Annotated in this window: 16 protein-coding genes, 1 other RNA gene and 1 riboswitch; of the genes, 8 read left to right on the top strand and 9 right to left on the bottom strand. The window is 70.1% G+C overall.

Annotated elements, in window-relative coordinates; genetic code table 11:
* Positions 1–42: 42 nt before the first annotated feature.
* The 3 genes from ASE20_RS03420 to ASE20_RS03410 are packed head-to-tail and all read left to right on the top strand — an operon-like array spanning position 43 to position 3,325.
* Positions 43–1,527 (top strand): circularly permuted type 2 ATP-grasp protein, encoded by a 1,485-nt coding sequence (locus ASE20_RS03420; RefSeq protein WP_056893150.1) that lies wholly within the window; start codon positions 43–45, stop codon positions 1,525–1,527.
* Positions 1,527–2,480 carry an alpha-E domain-containing protein gene (locus ASE20_RS03415; RefSeq protein ID WP_056893149.1) on the top strand — a complete coding sequence of 318 codons (954 nt, stop codon included), beginning with the start codon at positions 1,527–1,529 and terminating at the stop codon, positions 2,478–2,480. Before ASE20_RS03420 ends, ASE20_RS03415 begins: the two co-directional genes overlap by 1 nt.
* Positions 2,477–3,325, top strand: coding sequence for a transglutaminase family protein (locus tag ASE20_RS03410; protein ID WP_200952704.1), 849 nt, complete (start codon positions 2,477–2,479; stop codon positions 3,323–3,325). The genes ASE20_RS03415 and ASE20_RS03410 overlap by 4 nt, the downstream gene beginning before the upstream one ends.
* Here ASE20_RS03410 and ASE20_RS03405 read toward each other — a convergent pair.
* Positions 3,309–3,749 carry a tetratricopeptide repeat protein gene (locus tag ASE20_RS03405; RefSeq protein ID WP_056893148.1) on the bottom strand — a complete coding sequence of 147 codons (441 nt, stop codon included), beginning with the start codon at positions 3,747–3,749 and terminating at the stop codon, positions 3,309–3,311. The genes ASE20_RS03410 and ASE20_RS03405 overlap by 17 nt on opposite strands.
* 53 nt (positions 3,750–3,802) lie before the next feature.
* Between ASE20_RS03405 and rnpB the strand changes: the two genes are divergently transcribed.
* Positions 3,803–4,165: RNase P RNA component class A (gene rnpB / locus ASE20_RS07210), an RNA gene on the top strand.
* A gap of 140 nt (positions 4,166–4,305) precedes the next feature.
* Here rnpB and ASE20_RS03400 read toward each other — a convergent pair.
* The 4 genes from ASE20_RS03400 to ASE20_RS03385 all read right to left on the bottom strand — a co-directional run bounded on the left by ASE20_RS03400 (position 4,306) and on the right by ASE20_RS03385 (position 10,158).
* Entirely contained in the window at positions 4,306–5,310 is a 1,005-nt protein-coding gene (locus ASE20_RS03400; protein WP_056893147.1) for a helix-turn-helix domain-containing protein, read from the bottom strand.
* Between the two features lie 197 nt (positions 5,311–5,507).
* Positions 5,508–7,001, bottom strand: coding sequence for an aldehyde dehydrogenase family protein (locus ASE20_RS03395; RefSeq protein WP_056893146.1), 1,494 nt, complete (start codon positions 6,999–7,001; stop codon positions 5,508–5,510).
* 69 nt (positions 7,002–7,070) lie between these two features.
* Positions 7,071–8,324 (bottom strand): acyl-CoA dehydrogenase family protein, encoded by a 1,254-nt coding sequence (locus tag ASE20_RS03390; RefSeq protein WP_056893145.1) that lies wholly within the window; start codon positions 8,322–8,324, stop codon positions 7,071–7,073.
* 793 nt (positions 8,325–9,117) lie between these two features.
* Entirely contained in the window at positions 9,118–10,158 is a 1,041-nt protein-coding gene (locus ASE20_RS03385; protein WP_157538633.1) for a Fic family protein, read from the bottom strand.
* 240 nt (positions 10,159–10,398) lie between these two features.
* Between ASE20_RS03385 and ASE20_RS03380 the strand changes: the two genes are divergently transcribed.
* Entirely contained in the window at positions 10,399–10,614 is a 216-nt protein-coding gene (locus ASE20_RS03380) for a hypothetical protein (protein WP_056893143.1), read from the top strand.
* A gap of 4 nt (positions 10,615–10,618) precedes the next feature.
* Here the strand turns inward: ASE20_RS03380 and ASE20_RS03375 are convergent, their stop codons facing one another.
* Positions 10,619–11,134 (bottom strand): glycine cleavage system protein R, encoded by a 516-nt coding sequence (locus ASE20_RS03375; RefSeq protein ID WP_056893142.1) that lies wholly within the window; start codon positions 11,132–11,134, stop codon positions 10,619–10,621.
* Between the two features lie 41 nt (positions 11,135–11,175).
* Between ASE20_RS03375 and ASE20_RS03370 the strand changes: the two genes are divergently transcribed.
* The gene (locus ASE20_RS03370; RefSeq protein WP_056893141.1) at positions 11,176–12,270 is read left to right on the top strand and encodes a class I SAM-dependent methyltransferase; all 1,095 of its coding nucleotides are present in this window, start codon (positions 11,176–11,178) and stop codon (positions 12,268–12,270) included.
* Positions 12,271–12,285: 15 nt separating this feature from the next.
* On the opposite strand, the gene ASE20_RS03365 is transcribed toward ASE20_RS03370, so the two are convergent.
* Entirely contained in the window at positions 12,286–12,639 is a 354-nt protein-coding gene (locus ASE20_RS03365) for a VOC family protein (protein ID WP_056893819.1), read from the bottom strand.
* A gap of 80 nt (positions 12,640–12,719) precedes the next feature.
* On the opposite strand from ASE20_RS03365, the gene ASE20_RS03360 reads away from it, so the two are divergent.
* Both ASE20_RS03360 and ASE20_RS03355 read left to right on the top strand, forming a co-directional pair.
* Complete coding sequence (locus tag ASE20_RS03360) at positions 12,720–13,472, top strand: hypothetical protein (protein ID WP_056893140.1); 753 nt, start codon at positions 12,720–12,722, stop codon at positions 13,470–13,472.
* Between the two features lie 16 nt (positions 13,473–13,488).
* Positions 13,489–13,553: riboswitch (guanidine-III (ykkC-III) riboswitch) on the top strand.
* A gap of 13 nt (positions 13,554–13,566) precedes the next feature.
* Positions 13,567–13,881 (top strand): DMT family transporter, encoded by a 315-nt coding sequence (locus tag ASE20_RS03355; protein ID WP_056893818.1) that lies wholly within the window; start codon positions 13,567–13,569, stop codon positions 13,879–13,881.
* Between the two features lie 5 nt (positions 13,882–13,886).
* Here the strand turns inward: ASE20_RS03355 and ASE20_RS03350 are convergent, their stop codons facing one another.
* Positions 13,887–14,543 (bottom strand): hypothetical protein, encoded by a 657-nt coding sequence (locus tag ASE20_RS03350; RefSeq protein ID WP_056893139.1) that lies wholly within the window; start codon positions 14,541–14,543, stop codon positions 13,887–13,889.
* Positions 14,536–15,696 (bottom strand): hypothetical protein, encoded by a 1,161-nt coding sequence (locus tag ASE20_RS03345; RefSeq protein ID WP_157538632.1) that lies wholly within the window; start codon positions 15,694–15,696, stop codon positions 14,536–14,538. Before ASE20_RS03345 ends, ASE20_RS03350 begins: the two co-directional genes overlap by 8 nt.
* Positions 15,697–15,707: the final 11 nt, after the last annotated feature.

The raw sequence follows: 15,707 nt of genomic DNA, 5'->3' as shown, positions 1-15,707 counted from the left end.
TCGTGCAACATTCGCGTTACCGGACGTGAGTAGTGTCCGGTCATGAGCACGATGTTCGAAGGGTACGGGACCAGTGGACCGGCCTACGACGAGATGTTCGACGGTGACGAGCTGCGGCCGCCGTACCTGCGGATGCGCGACTCGCTCGACAAGATGAGCACCCCCGAGCTGATCAGTCGGGTGGAGGCGCTGCAGGCGAGCTACCTCGACCAGGGGATCACCTTCGACATCGGCGGCGAGGAGCGGGCGATGCCGCTCGACATCCTCCCGCGGGTCATCGAGATGGACACCTGGACGACCATCGAGCGGGGCCTCCAGCAGCGGGTCAAGGCACTCGAGCTGCTCCTCGCCGACGTGTACGACGCCGGCAACGTCTTCAACGACGGGGTCCTCCCCCGCCAGGTCATCACGACCAGCTCCCACTTCCACCGGCAGGCCGCGACGATCCGCCCCGCGAACGGCGTGCGCGTGCACGTCTCGGGCATCGACCTGATCCGCGACAACAACGGCGAGTTCCGCGTGCTCGAGGACAACGTGCGGGTGCCGTCGGGGGTGTCCTACGTGATGACCAGCCGGCGCGCGATCTCGGCCGCGCTGCCGGAGACCATCGCGCAGCACCGGATCCGTCCGGTGGCGAGCTACCCGCAGCGGCTGCTGGCGGCGTTGCGGGCCGCGGCGCCGGCGGGCGTGGCGGACCCGACCGTCGTCGTACTGACCCCGGGCGTCTACAACGGCGCCTACTTCGAGCACACGCTGCTCGCCCGCACGATGGGCGTCGAGCTCGTCGAGGGCCGCGACCTGGTCTGCCGGCGCGGCGAGGTGATGATGCGCACGACGAAGGGGCTCGCCCCGGTGCACGTGATCTACCGACGCGTGGACGACGAGTTCCTCGACCCGGTGCACTTCCGCGCCGACTCGATGCTCGGCTGCCCCGGCCTGATCGACGCCGCGCGGGCGGGCAACGTCACGCTCGCGAACGCGGTCGGCAACGGCGTCGCCGACGACAAGCTCGTCTACACCTACATGCCCGACGTGATCCGCTACTACCTCAACGAGGAGCCGGTGATCCGCAACGTCGACACCTGGCGCTGCGGGGAGCCCGACCACCTGGCCGAGGTGATGGACCGCCTCGACGAGCTGGTGCTCAAGCCGGTCGACGGGTCGGGCGGCAAGGGCATCGTGATCGGTCCGCGCGCATCGAGGGCGGAGCTGGACGAGCTGCGGGGCAAGGTGCTCGACGACCCGCGCTCGTGGATCGCGCAGCCCGTGGTCCAGCTGTCGACGGTGCCGACCTTCGTCGACGGCGAGCTCGGCCCACGCCACGTCGACCTGCGGCCGTTCGCGGTCAACGACGGCAGCCGGGTGTGGGTGCTGCCCGGCGGCCTGACCCGGGTGGCGCTCGGCAAGGGCGAGCTGATCGTGAACTCCTCGCGCGGCGGCGGCACCAAGGACACCTGGGTGCTTGCTGGGCCGACCTCCCCCGAACAGCAACAACAGCAACAGCAGCAGTCGAGGGAGGTGCTCTGATGCTGAGCCGGATCGCCGAGTCCCTGTTCTGGATCGGCCGCTACATCGAGCGGGCCGACGACACGGCGCGCATCCTCGACGTCCAGACCCAGCTCCTCCTCGAGGACGCCGCCGTCGACGAGGCACAGACCTGCCGCGACCTGCTGTCGTGCATGGGCGTGGAGCCCGCCGACGCGAAGGAGTACGGCGTCGACCTGTTCGGCTCCGTGTCGATCGAGCAGGTGCTGCGACTGCTGGCCTACGACGCCGGCTCCCCCAGCTCGATCGCCGCCATCTTCGGCGCCGCCCGCGAGTCCGCCCGGGGTGCGCGCGAGACGCTGACCGTCCCGCTGTGGGAGGTCATCAACACCACCTGGCGCCCGATCCCGTCGGGACACTTCGAGGCCCTGAGGCCGCCGTACATCTTCAGCTGGGTGCGCGAGCGCGCCGCCCTCATCAACGGCACGGCCGACGCAACCATGACCCGCGACGAGGGCTGGCAGTTCATCGTGCTCGGCCGCAACATCGAGCGCGCCGACATGACCTCGCGGCTCGTCGCGACGACCGCGCTGTCCGCCAGCGGCGGGCAGTGGACATCGGCACTGCGCGCGTCGGGGGCCTACGACGCCTTCCTCCGCACCTACCGCGGGATCGAGACCGACCGCGCCGCGGCGGAGTTCCTGCTGCTCGACCGGCTGTTCCCCCGGTCGGTCGTGTTCGCGCTCAACCGGGCCGAGCAGGCGCTCGACAACCTCGGCGGCGACCCGCGGCGCGCGGGCTTCCAGGACGAGGCGCACCGGCTGATCGGCCGGATGCGCGCGGAGCTGGAGTACCGCTCGCTCGCCGACCTCGTCGAGGACCTCCCCGACGAGATGGAGCGGCTGCAACGCACCTGCGCCGCCGCGACGGACGCGATCTCCCGGCGGTACTTCGCCGGCTCGGAAGCCCTCGCCTGGAAGGGAGTCGGAGCATGAACATGCAGCTGCGGATCGTGCACACCTCGGAGTACACCTACGACGGCGGCGCCATGGCGTCCTACAACCAGGCGCGGATGACGCCCGTGACCACGCCCGAGCAGATCGTCGTCCACCACCGCCTCGACGTCAGCCCGAAGCCGTGGACCTACTCCTACACCGACTACTTCGGCTGCGCGGTCACCGCGTTCGAGGTCGTCGACCCCCACGACTCGATGGCCGTGACGGCCACCTCGACCGTGCAGGTGAACCGCACGGGCGCCGAGCCCGAGGCGAGGTCCAGCTGGTCGTCGTACGCCGAGCGGGAGGTGCGCGACCGGTGGACGGAGTACCTCGTCGTCAGCGACGTCGTCGCGCCCCCTGTCGACTTCGCCGAGCTCGTGAACGACATCGGTGCCGGTGCCGACCTGCCCGGAGACGCGGCACGTGCGGTGTGCCGCCTGGTGACCGCGCAGATCGACTTCCTCCCCGGTGTCACCGACGCCGAGTCGACCGCCGCCGAGGCGTGGGGCCAGCGCGCCGGCGTTGGCCAGGACATGGTGCACCTGGCCATCGGCGGCCTGCGCACGCTCGGCATCCCGGCCCGCTACGTCTCGGGCTACGTCCACCCCGTCGACTCCCCCGTCGTCGGCGAGACCGTCGTCGGCAGTCCGTTCGCGTGGCTGGAGTGGTGGGACGACGGCTGGCAGCCCTTCGACCCCACCACCGACCGGTCGCCCGGCGAGCGGTACGTCGCCATCGGCCACGGCCGCGACTACGCCGACGTCCCTCCCCTGCGCGGGATCTACACCGGCGCGGAGACCGCCGCGCTCGACGTCAACGTCGAGATCACGCGCCTGGCGTGACCTTGCCGGCCATCCGCTCGACCCGCAGCACGTCGTACTCGTGCTCGGGGTCGCCGGTCATCGCGGCGGCCAGGCGCAGGTGGGGCAGCGCGTCGTCGTACCTGGCCTGGCGCTCGAGCGCCCGGCCGAGGGCATGGCGGGTCCACGCGTCAGACGGGTCCTCGTCGACGAGCCCGCGCAGCTCGTCGTGGGCCTTCTGGAGCTGGGCACGCATCAGGTAGGCCCAGGCCCGCAGCGACCGGAGCCCGCGGTTGGTCGGCTCCTCCTCGAGCGCGGGCTCCAGCACCGCGAGCGCCTCGCGGGGCGCGCGGCGGCTGAGCAGGTCGTGGGCCGTGCGGTAGGCGTTCTCGTGCCTCGCGCTAGCGCCGGGGAAGACGATCGCCGGCGCCTGGAGGGTGATCTGCGGCTCGGTCGTCTCGTTCATGTGACCCTCAACTGTCGGCCCGCCCCGGTTGTTCCCCTAGAGTGACCCGCGGACGGGCTGGCCGGGCGACCGCGTGACCCACCGCCGCGAGGCGTCGGGTTCCGAGGAAAGTCCGGGCTCCACAGAGCAGGGTGGTGGGTAACACCCACCCGGGGTGACCCGCGGGACAGTGCCACAGAGAACAGACCGCCGCCTCCTCCGGGAGGCGGTAAGGGTGAAACGGTGGGGCAAGAGCCCACCAGTGCACCGGGCGACCGGTGCAGCTCGGCAAACCCCACCCGGAGCAAGACCAGACAGCACACGTTCGAGGGCGGCTCGTCCGAGTGTGCGGGTAGGTCGCTCGAGGCTGTCGGCAACGGCAGCCCTAGATGGATGGTCGCCGATCACAGAACCCGGCTTACAGGCCAGCCCGTCCCCAACCTGGTCTCTGACCTGCGGTTTCTCCAATTTTCTGAGCAGTCTGGTCCGCAGCCAGTCCGCAGTAGAACCCACTGACGACCATCACCGACCACCCCCGTCACGACTGATCCGCCGACGGTCAGGCTCTCCACCGATCTCAACTCGTCGTCCGCGCGGTCCACTCCGTCCTCGACCGGTACTCGGTCGGGGTGCAGCCGTAGCGCTCCCTGAAGAGCCGGATCATGTGGGAGCTGTCGGAGAACCCCCACGCATGTGCCAGGTCGGCCACATTCACCGATGGTTGGACGCGCAGCTCGCGTGCGACCTGCTCCAGGCGAAGCTGGCGTACGACTGATCCGAAGGATGCGCCGTCGTTCGAGAAGAGCTGGTGGAGCTTGCGCACGGAGATTCCGACATGACCGGCGGCGTCCTCAGCGAGGACTCGCCCACTCCTGATGCGGCTGCGGGCGTAGCGCGTGGCGGCGGTCCTCAATGCCGCGTCGCGGGCGGCGCGGTCCTCGATCGTGGCCCCGTCGAACGCTCCGAGAGCAGTGGCGAGAACCTGGGCGAAGCTGTCGTCGAGCGCCAGCTGCGCGGCCGGCGTGAGATGCCCACGGGACTCCCAGATGCTCAGCATCATGTCGATGGCCACTCTCGAGGCACCGTGTTCGCGGTCGATGCCGCGACCTCCGATCCTGCTGTCCGCCGGCATGATCCCGGCGACCTTGGTCCGTGGGACGCGAAACGACAGCACGCGCCAGGCCTGGCCGTCGCCGGCCTCCTCGAACTCGAGGGTGTACGGCGCCGTCGTGTCGTAGATCCCGATCTGCCCGGGCCCGATCAGTAGCCGCCGGTCGCCCTGCTCGCCCTTGCAAGAGCCCGCCAGCTGGAGGTTGACGAAGACCTCCTCGCTCGGGGACTGCCGGACTTCTCGGGGTCCGTGACGAAGGAGCTGGGTGCAGGAGGCGATCTCGGCTGCATTCGTCTCGCCGAGGCGGGTGGATCGGACCCAGCCTTCCAGCCCGATGGGCGTGCGGCTCCGGTCGATGTGCTCGCGTCCGCGGGTGGGCGCGAGGGGGGTGAATGCCTGGCACACCACATCGGCCCAGTACGCCAGCTGCTGCTCGACCGGGTAGGTGTCGGTGCTCCAGGTTCTGTCCACCACTTCTCCGCGTTGTGCTGCTCAGGAGAACGGGATTGGTTCTGCGGATCCATCCGCCCACGAGGTACGGATCGAGTGCATCCTCATCCATTCTGCCATCCCCTTGATGACCGGACGAGGCGAGAGGTGACCCTTCTCGCCCCGTCCGGTGTCGTGGGACGGCTCAGGAGGTCGTCGAAGGCGGCTGGTGGCCGCGGTCAGCCCTTGTTGACCACGACCGTCTTGGTCTCGGTGTACGCATCGAACACCTCGGCGCCGTGCTCGCGTCCCCACCCGGACTGCTTGTAGCCACCGAAGGGAAGGGCCGGGTCCAGCACGTGATAGGTGTTGATCCACACCGATCCGGCGCGCAGCTCGCTGGCGACGTTGTGGGCGAGCGCCAGGTCGCGGGTCCAGATCCCGCCGGCCAGGCCGTAGGCGGTCGCATTGGCGGCCTGGACGACCTGCGCGGTGTCGGTGAAGCGCTGGACGGTCAGCACGGGGCCGAAGATCTCCTCGTCGACCACCCGCATCCCGGGCTCAGCGTCGACCAGGACCGTCGGCTCGATGAAGAAGCCCTCGGTGCCGTGGCGATTGCCACCTGCCACGGCGCGGGCACCTTCCGCGCGTCCGGCATCGAGGTAGCCGAGCACGGTGTCGAGCTGGGTCTGCGACACGACCGGTCCCATGGTCGTCTCCGGATCCAGGCTGTTCCCGAGCTTGAATCCGCGCGCGATGTCGGCGACGCCGGCGACCACGTCGTCGTAGACACTGTCATGGACGAAGAGGCGGCTCCCCGCCTCGCAAGCCTCGCCCTGGTTGAGGAAGATCGCCATGCCTGCGCCAGGAATCGCCGTCTCCAGGTCGGCGTCACCGAAGATGATGTTCGGAGACTTGCCACCCAGCTCGAGCGTCACCTTCTTCAGGTTGCCGGCGGCTCCCTGGATGATCTTCTTGCCGACCTCCGTGGAACCGGTGAACGACACCTTGTCAACACCCGGGTGGTTGACCAGCGCAGCGCCTGTCTCCTCGCCACCGCCGTGGACGATGTTGACCACACCGTCGGGAATGCCTGCCTCCCGGACGACCTCAGCGAACAGCGCAGCCGTCAGCGGTGTCTGCTCAGCCGGCTTGAGGACGACCGTGTTGCCCGCCGCCAACGCAGGCGCGAGCTTCCACGACACGAGCAGGAGAGGGAAGTTCCACGCGATGATCGCGCCGACGACACCCACGGGCTCGCGCAGCGTGTAGGCGAAGTAGTTCCCGGGACCGGCCGGCGCCGTGACGGGGATGGTGGAGCCAGTGAGCTTGGTCGGCCAGCCCGCCATGTAGCGGAACCACTCGACCACGAGCGGGATGTCCACGGCACGGGCCAGCGTGAGCGGCTTGCCGGTGTCGAGGGCCTCGAGGGTGGCGAACTCCTCGGCTCGCTCCTCGATCAGGTCGGCGAGCCGCCAGAGCACCTTGGAGCGCTGCCCCGCAGGCATCCGCTTCCACGGCCCGTCGAACGCACGACGGGCGGCCGCGACCGCAAGGTCGACCTCGCGCGGGCCACCGGAGGCGACCTCGGCGAGCAGGGAGCCGTCGCAGGGGTTCAGCGTCGTGAACGTCTCGCCGCTCGCCGACGTGACGTCCGCTCCGCCGATGAGGTGGGAGACGGGGGACTTCAGGAACGCCGACACGGCGTCCGGGATCTCCAGGGAGATCGTCATGATGCGCCTTCTTTCGTTTGAATGCGTGGCCGCCCGGGCTGGTTCACCCGACGCCCATGGAGGGAGTGGTCAGAGGGAGAGCCGGTTCTCACCGGCAGCCAGCGGATCGAAGGCAGGGTTGAGGAGCATCTCGTGGATCGCGCGGCGCCGGACACCCATGTTTCCGCCGTCGTACACCGGGAAGCAGAGCACGTCCTGCATGATCGAGGCGATCGGCGTGCGGTCCCCGTAAGCCTCGACGCCCACCAGGCGCATGGCGTCGTAGACCGTCTGCACCGACAGCTCGGAGTTGAAGATCTTGACCATGTTGGCCAGCTCCCGGTCCTTTCCGCCGGTCTTGTCGTAGTGGTCGGCCGCCTTCCACGCGAAGTACCGGGCGGCCTCGATGCGGGTCTTGATGTCGGCGAGCATGTAGCCCGCGTTCTGGTACTCCAGGACGGGGTGGGGACCAGACCGGTGGTCGGTCCGCGTGAACTCGTAGGCGAAGTCGAAGGCCGCGCGCATCCGACCGACGCAGGCAGCCCCGATGCTTGAGCAGGTCCAGGAGAACGCGGCCTTGATGAGCTCGAGTCCGTCGCCCGGCGAGCCGATCATGTTGGACACCGGCACGCGGACGTCGTTGAACTCCACCACCGGTGAGTTCGTGGCAAGGTGCCCGATCGTGTCGATCATGCCGGTGATCTCGACACCCGGCGTACCGGCCTCGACGACGATGACCGCCAGCGACTCCGACGAAGGCCTGGACATGTCGGTCCGGACCATGACGCTGATCAGGTCGGCGCCGCGGTCGTCCCACCCGGAAGCATTGGTGGTGTACGCCTTCTTGCCGTTGATGACCCACTCGTCCCCGACCAGCTCGGCGAACGTCTGGGTGCCGGCTGCCGGGTCGGGCGAGTCGTAGTTCGCACCGCCCGCGGCCTCGGTGAATGCGATGGCGCCCAGCCGTGGCTGATCGCCCGTGAACGGGCGGAGGAACCGTTCCTTCTGCTCCTCGGTGCCCCCGACGATGATGGGGTGAAGACCGAGGCCGGTGCCCAGCAGTGCCGACGCCACGTTGACGTCGACGCGGGCGATCTCCTCGCAGGCGAGGGCGAACTGCAGGTTGGTGAAGCGGCCGCCGCCGTACTGGGCCGGGACCAGCCCGCGGAGGAAACCACCAGCAACCATCTGCTCGTAGAACGGACGGATGGCACGGAACCGGTCCAGGGGGTCAGCGAACGGGGCGATCGCGTCCGCGACGCCGCTGAGCACCTCGTCAGCGAATGCCCTCGCCTGCTTGCGCAGACCCAGCTCTTCCTCGCTCAGGGTGAAGTCGATTGCCATGGCGGCCTCCTCGGGTAGCGACTCCGTCACGTGACGGAGATCTCGTGATCGACCCAATCTCTCCGCCTGACCCCTGGCACCGCGTGGACGTACGTGCACGGTGGATGGAACCTTTGTGCACGCGCGAACCGACGGACGAGCACCCCGGCAGATCCGCGACCGGCCCGCCGAGGCGCATGCCGACCTGGCCATGGCAGGGCCGGGAGGTGAGCGCGAGGACTACGAGCGATGAGCGAGGGCCGAGTCGCTGCTCAGCCGGTGGCGAATCCTCCCGGCCGGGCGGCTCCATCACGAACAGCTGGAGGTGCGCGGGATTGGTCTCGGCCGGTCAACCCGCACCTGGACGTGCGGGCCGTCTCCCTCGGCGGCACTCACCGACGGAGGCGGGTCCGTGGCGTGGCCGAGTTCGCGCTGCACGTGCTGGTCGAGACGGCGTCGACCCACGTCTGAGCGGAAAGGGACCCGGAGAGCCGGCAGTCAGTCCTGCATCGCCGACGCCGCACACGCGGATGGGTCTCCGCGGCTTCCATGACGTCCGTTGTGCTGGCAGACGGACCACGCGTTCGGAATCTTCGAAGCCATCGGGAACCGACCGCCCGCGGAGATCGAAGCCACCTACTAACTCAGCCAGCAGCAGTCTGCGACCCTCGAAATGTCAGAACCCGGCCTCTACTGAACTCGGGGCCGTTCAATCGTGGAATCCCACGCCCGAACATGGGCGCGGGCACCCGGCAGATTCCGGCGAATGCAACTGGCGGCGTCGGGCCGCGTTGGGCCCGCCCGTGACATGCGATCAGCTCCGGCGGCCGGCACGCTCCGCGAACCGGTCCAGTGCGTCGATCACGTCGGGCGCCGTCCACACCCGGTTGCGTCGCGCGGCTCCCGCCCGCACCAGGATGCCCGCCTCCTCCAGTTGCTCCACCGCACGTTGCGCCGCGGAGAGCGCGACGCCCGTGGTCTCGACGGCGTAGGCGACGTTGACCGCGGGTTGGTTGACGAGCAGTGGAAGCAGGCGACGAGCGGCGGAGCCGCGACGTGACGGCAGCTTGTCGGTCCAGGACTGGAGGATTCGGTCGAGGTCCTCGATGAGGATCCGGCCGTTGTCGACGGCTCGGAACGACGCGGCGATGAACTGTCGGACGATCGGTTCGACGTCGCCGGCGCGGTACGCAGTCAGGGCGTCGAAGTACGCGGAGGTGTCCGCCAACAGGCCGGCCGACACCGGCACCGTCAGGTGGCGGGTGACATCCGCGTGGCGGAGCATCGCGTGGACCAAGGTGCGACCGACCCGGCCGTTGCCGTCGTTGAACGGGTGGATCGTCTCGAACTGGGCATGGGCGATCGCGACGTGGACCAGGACGGGAAGGTCGGTGCGTCGGACGAAGTCGATCAGGTCATCCATCGCCGCCGGAACCCTGTCGTGGTGCGGGGGCACGAAGGACGCAGCGTGGGGACTGATCGCCGTGCTGCCGATCCACACCTGCTCCGTCCGGAAGCGGCCCGGAGCGGCGTACTCGTGGCCGTGGAGCAGGGCGTCGTGCACGGCTAGGATCGATCCGACGCTGATGTCGTCCGCCAGCTCGATGCCACGCTGCATGGCCGTCACGTTGGCGACGACCAACTCGGCGTTGCGACCGCTCCGTTTCTCGATCGCGGCGAGCGCGAGCGCGCGGGCGCCGGCAGTCACTCCCTCGATCTGCGACGACGACGCCGACTCCGTGCGCAGCAGGACGGCAGCGAGCGGCGCGAGCTCGACCGACGCGATGTCGGCGTCGAAGCGGGTGATGGCGCGGACGGCGTCCTCCGCTTCCGCCTGGAGTGGCGGGGGGAACACAGGTGAGCCGTGACCGATGAGGGCGGGCACCGCGGCGCGATAGGGACCACGCGCGCTCAGCTGCTGGCGGCGCGACGCCGCGCGGTCAGTCGGTCGCTTCCAGGCGCGGCTCTCCCAACCGCCGCTGGCGTGATCGTTGGAAGGCGGTCCATCGCTCCACCTTAAACCACTTTATGGTCATAAAGTGCTGCAACTGCGACCCGAGCCCGTCGCAGCCGAACGCCTGCGCACAATGTCCCCATGGACGACTCCCGCTACGGCAGGCCCTCCCGGCTCCCCGCACTGCTCATCGGGCTGCCGATCGCGGTGCTGCTGGCGCTGGCCGGAGGGTTCTTCACGCTCGCGTCCTGGGGCGTCTTCGGGTACGACGAGTCGAAGTCCCTCAGCGTGGTCGGCCCCCTGATGGCGGGCTTCGGCGTGGCACTCGGCTGGGTCTGCCTGCGCCCGCGCGGGTAGGCGATCAGCCGTCGGAGAGGTTGATCTCCACCATCAGCTCGTCGGCGATGGCCTCGAGCATCGAGCGCAGACCGTCGACGCTCGTGCCCGCGGGTGCGACCAGGACCGCCTGGGCCTCGAACAGCAGGCCGCCGGCCATGGGCGCCTCGCGGACGTCCGTGGCGAGCTCCTGGATGCTCACGCGCTGACCGGCGAGGGCGGCGGAGACCTCGGCGACGATGCCCGGACGGTCGGCACCGAGCAGCTCGAGGGTGATCCGGACGTCCGACTCCACCTCCGGTACGTCGGTCTGCTCGACGGTCACCGTGAGTCCGACGTCCTTCAACGCCCGGAGGTCGGCAGCGAGGGCCTCGGCCTTCGCGTCGGGCACGTCGACCAGGAGGATCCCGGCGAACTTCCCACCCAGACGCGCCATCTGGCTGCGGTGCCAGCTGGCGCCGTGGGCGTGGATCGGGGCGGAGAGCTCGGAGACGAGGCCCGCCCGGTCGTCACCGATGCAGGTCAGGGTGAAGGTCGCCATGGGGGAAGGCTAGTGTCCCGGAAGAGGGAAGGACGAGCACCATGAGCACCTTCGACAAGGACATCGACAAGGACGCCGCCAAGGCCTTCCAGCGCCGCATGGTCGGCGTGATGAACGACGCCTCGCTCGGCCTGCTGCTCGGCATCGGCGACGAGCTCGGGCTGCTCGACGTCCTGGCACGGACGGGTCCGGCGGACAGCGCCACGCTCGCCGAGGCGGCCGGCGTGGACGAGCGCTACCTGCGGGAGTGGCTCGACGGGATCGTGGCCGGCGACGTCGCGGCGTACGACGCCGCGAGCGGCCACTACTCGCTCCCGCCCGAGCGCGCCGCCTGCCTGACACCCGCCGGCGGACCGGTGAACCTCGCCCGCAGCCTGAAGATGCTCACCATGCTGGCGGGCGTGGAGCCCCAGCTGCGGGAGCGGTTCCGCCACGGTGGGGGCCTCGACTACGACCACTACCCGCGGTTCCACGCGCTGATGGCCGAGGAGGCGGCGGCCACGCATGACGCGGGGCTGCTCGACATCGTCGTACCGGAGGTGCCCGGGTTGCACCAACGGCTGACCGAGGGTGCCGCCCTGGCCGACATCGGCTGCGGATCCGGGCACGCGGTCAACCTGCTGGCGCGCGCCTACCCGGCGAGCCGCTTCGTGGGGTACGACCTCGGCGCGGAGGCGATCGAGGCGGCCCGTTCGGAGGCCGCGGCGTGGGGCCTGACCAATGCGACGTTCGAGGTGCGCGACGTCGCGGAGCTCGGCGAGGTGGCGGCGTACGACGTCGTGACGGCCTTCGACGCCATCCACGACCAGGCGTTCCCGGACCGCGTGCTGGCCGGGATCGCCGCGAGCCTGCGCCCCGGCGGCACCTTCCTCATGGTCGACATCAAGGCCGAGAGCGGCGTCGAGAACAACCTGCGGCTGCCGTGGGCGACCTACCTCTACACGCTGAGCCTGATGCACTGCATGACGGTGTCCCTGGCCCACGGCGGCGCGGGCCTCGGCACCGTGTGGGGCCGGCAGACCGCGGTGCGGATGCTGGAGGAGGCCGGACTCGTCGACGTCGAGGTCCGCGAGGTCCGGACCGACCCGTTCAACTACTTCTACGTCGCCCACAAGCCGGGCACGCCGCCCGGCTGATCCGAGCGATCCGGCTCACGCGGGTTGCCAGAGCTCGACGCGGTTGCCCTCGGGATCGGTCACCCAGCCGAACCGCCCCACGCCGTCCATCTCCTGCAGGTCGTCGACGACTTCCGCCCCGAGTCGGCGCAGCTGCGCCAGCATCGCGTCGAGGTCGCGCACGCGGAAGTTGATCATCGCCTGCTGGGTGCGGGCACCGAAGTAGTCGGTGTCGTGCGCGAAGGCGGCGAATACCGTCGGCCCGGCGTCGGGGAACCACAGGCCGTGCTCGTCGGCATCGATGCCGAGGGCCTCGCGGTACCAGGCGCCCAACGCCGCAGGGTCCGTCGCGCGCAGGAAGACGCCGCCGATGCCGATCACACGTTCCACGGGCACCATGGGACCACAGGCGACTGGTTCCGGGCCGTAGGCTCGGCACGACCCGTCACCGAAGCTGCCCAGGAGGCGTCGTGGCCCGCAGTACCCGCTCCCGGACGATCCTGGGCGCGATCGCCTCGACACCGGAGCGCGCCCACCAGCTGTTCCGGCGGCGGTTCCCGGTCGTGGCGGTCACCGGCATGACGGGCGTGGGCAAGACCCAGCTCGCCGACCGCCTCACGCGACGCGGCACGGACGGCGGCCCGGCCGAGGTCGGCTCAGCGGTGATGGAGCGACGTACCCGGCGCTCCCGCCGGCTCCACGGCTTCCGCTTCCTCGTCGTCCCGGGCGACAACGCGGCGACGCGGCTCGGGGCGCTCGACGAGGTCTTCCACGACGAGCCGGTCGACGGCGTGATCCACGTGGTCGCCCACGGCCACGCGACGCCTCGCCGGGCCGGCGGTACGTCGGGCGCCGCCTCCGCCACGCGTGAGGAGCAGCTCGCCGCCGAGCTCGAGGACTGGACGATCACGGCCCACCGGATCGCCTCGATGGCGGTGCGCCGCGACCGGCCGGTGTGGCTGGTGATCGCGGTGACCAAGGCCGACCTGTTCGCCGACGACATCGACGAGGCGATCCGCTACTACTCCCCCGGCAGCGGCACCCCGTTCGGCGACAAGGTCGACGAGCTGCGGGCGTTGGCGGGCGGGGCGCGGCTGTCCGTGGACGTGCTGCCCGTGTCGAGCCAGGGCGGCAGCCGCAACGCCGCGCTCAGCGAGAAGCAGGCGAACGCCCTGGTCGACGCGCTCGCGACCCGGCTGGCGCAGCTCAGCGGCCACGTCTGAACCCCTAGACTGGGGGCCACAGCCGGCGACCGGCTGCCGGACGAGGGAGCCGTACCCGGACTGCGACAAGACGGCCACGAAGGACGTGGTGGTCATGGCGTGGTTGGTGCTGGTCGTCTCCGGCGGGCTCGAGGCGATCTGGGCGACGGCCCTCTCCCGCAGCGAGGGCTTCTCGCGGCTCGCGCCGTCGCTGGTGTTCGCGGTCGCGGTCACGGCGAGCATGATCGGGCTCGGCTACGCGATGCGCACCCTGCCGGTCGGCACGGCGTACGCCGTCTGGGTCGGCATCGGGGCAGCGCTCACGGTCGTGATCGCGATGGTGAGCGGCGAGGAGCCGGTCAGTGCGCTGCGGATCCTGCTGATCCTCGGCCTGATCGGCTGCGTCATCGGCCTGAAGCTGGCCCACTGAGGCGATCAACCGTGCCGGTACGGCGCCACTGCGGCCACGAACTCCAGCTCGCCGACCGACGACCGCCGCAGTCGCGCCAGGGACGGGTCGCGCACCGCCCAGTCGGCGAGGCGGGCGGCCGCCAAGAAGGGCGCCGTGGCCAGGGAGGTCCGCAGCTCCGCCAAAGCGCGTCGGGCAGGATAGGCCGTGGGAGGTCGGTCATCGGTCCCGACCGGAGGGACGATGACCCGGTCGATCCACGATGACCAGTAGCACGCGAGGTTGTAGCGGACCCGGTAGGACACCGCTGAGACATCCATCCCGGCCACAAGGTCCCACGACGTCGTCGCAGCAACCGCTACCCGTTCGTCGTCGTCTCTCTGCGCCCACGCCAGCTCCAGCAGAGCTCCTGCCCTGAGCACGTAGGCCGCCGGCACCAGGGACTGGCCGAGGAAGTCGTTCGCCGATCCCTCGAGCGCTTCCAGCTCCGCGCCTGCAACCGCGACCAGCCCGGCATACGTCGCGGCCAGGCGGAGGAGCTCCAGGCGTTCCTCGTCATCGACGCCGCGGAAGTTGCGAGCGGGATCGATCGCGAGGTGCACCCTGGCTGCCGCCAGGGCGTAGTAGAGCCTCAGCCGGTCCACCGTGACCGGATGCTTCAGGGTCAGGGGCGCGTCACTCAAGGCGCATCACCATCTCGTCGAGGATCTGCACTGCCATCGCCGGGTCCGCGGTGACTGCGCGAGCCAGGGCCAGTGCGATTCGCGCCATCTCATCCGTGCCGTCGTTGGCGATCGCCGCCGAATAGCACGCGACTGCCACTCGATGATCACCCCGTTCCTGGGCCGCTGCTCCACCGCGGAGCCATCCGTACGCGGTCGGTGTGGCTCCGCTCGTCGGCTGCTCACGTCGCCGTGCTGCCACGAGCTGACTCCACCCCACCACACAGGGCACGAGGGCCAGCGTGTCCGCCTCGACCGGCTCGTCGCCGGCCGTCGGGACCTCGAAGGTCGTCGCCGCGACATGACGACCGTTGTCTGTGAACGACACCGAACAGGCCATGCGGCCGGGGCCCGGTACGTAGAAGGAACCGGTCAGCATCCAGCGGTCTCGAGGCAGCAGGCTGTCGAGGGCACGTGCGAAAGCCGCTGCCGGTGCCAGTGAGGCGTTGACCTTCTCCAGTTCGTCGATGACCGGCGCGAGTTCCTGGTAGGCGTCCACGATGTAGATGGAGTCCGCGCCGAGCAGGCTCTCCCCGAGGAAGAACAGCTCGCGGACCTGCGACTCGACCGCGGCGGTCACGTCAGGACCGTCCTTCGGTGGCCCGAACGGCTTCACGACCAGCTGGGCCGCGAGCCGTAGTCGGACCCGACGGGCGAAGAACTCGGACCTCAGCATGAGCAGGAACACCAGCAGGGCCAGCAGGAGGATGACACCACCGACGGTGGCGATCACCTTGAGCGGTTTCTCGACCCAGTCCGCCACCCACGTGTCGGCCTGGGCGGGAAGGCTCTCCTCGTCGGCGAGGTCCGCGAGCGACAATCCCGGGCAGTCCTTGCCCTTCTTCAGGTGCTCGGTCAGCACCTCCCGCGCCGCTGCGCGGGCGTCCTGGTCTGCCAGCGTTCGCACGATCTTGCAGGAGTCAGCCGGCGGCGCCGAGGCCAGCGACCGGATACCGCGAAAAGCGCAGACCGCGCCCGGTGTGACCTTGAGGACATCGAGATACGCCTGGACGGCGGCCTCGGTCTGACCCGCGGTGCGCAGCGCATTGGCCACTCGGCAATCGCCGGGAGCAGCCGCCGACGTCGGCGTGTCCGGGCCCAGCAGCACGGGCATCGCGAGGATGG

The sequence above is a fragment of the Nocardioides sp. Root240 genome (genome assembly GCF_001428825.1).
Lineage (GTDB): Bacteria > Actinomycetota > Actinomycetes > Propionibacteriales > Nocardioidaceae > Nocardioides.
This window is presented reverse-complemented; position numbering and strand designations above follow the sequence as displayed.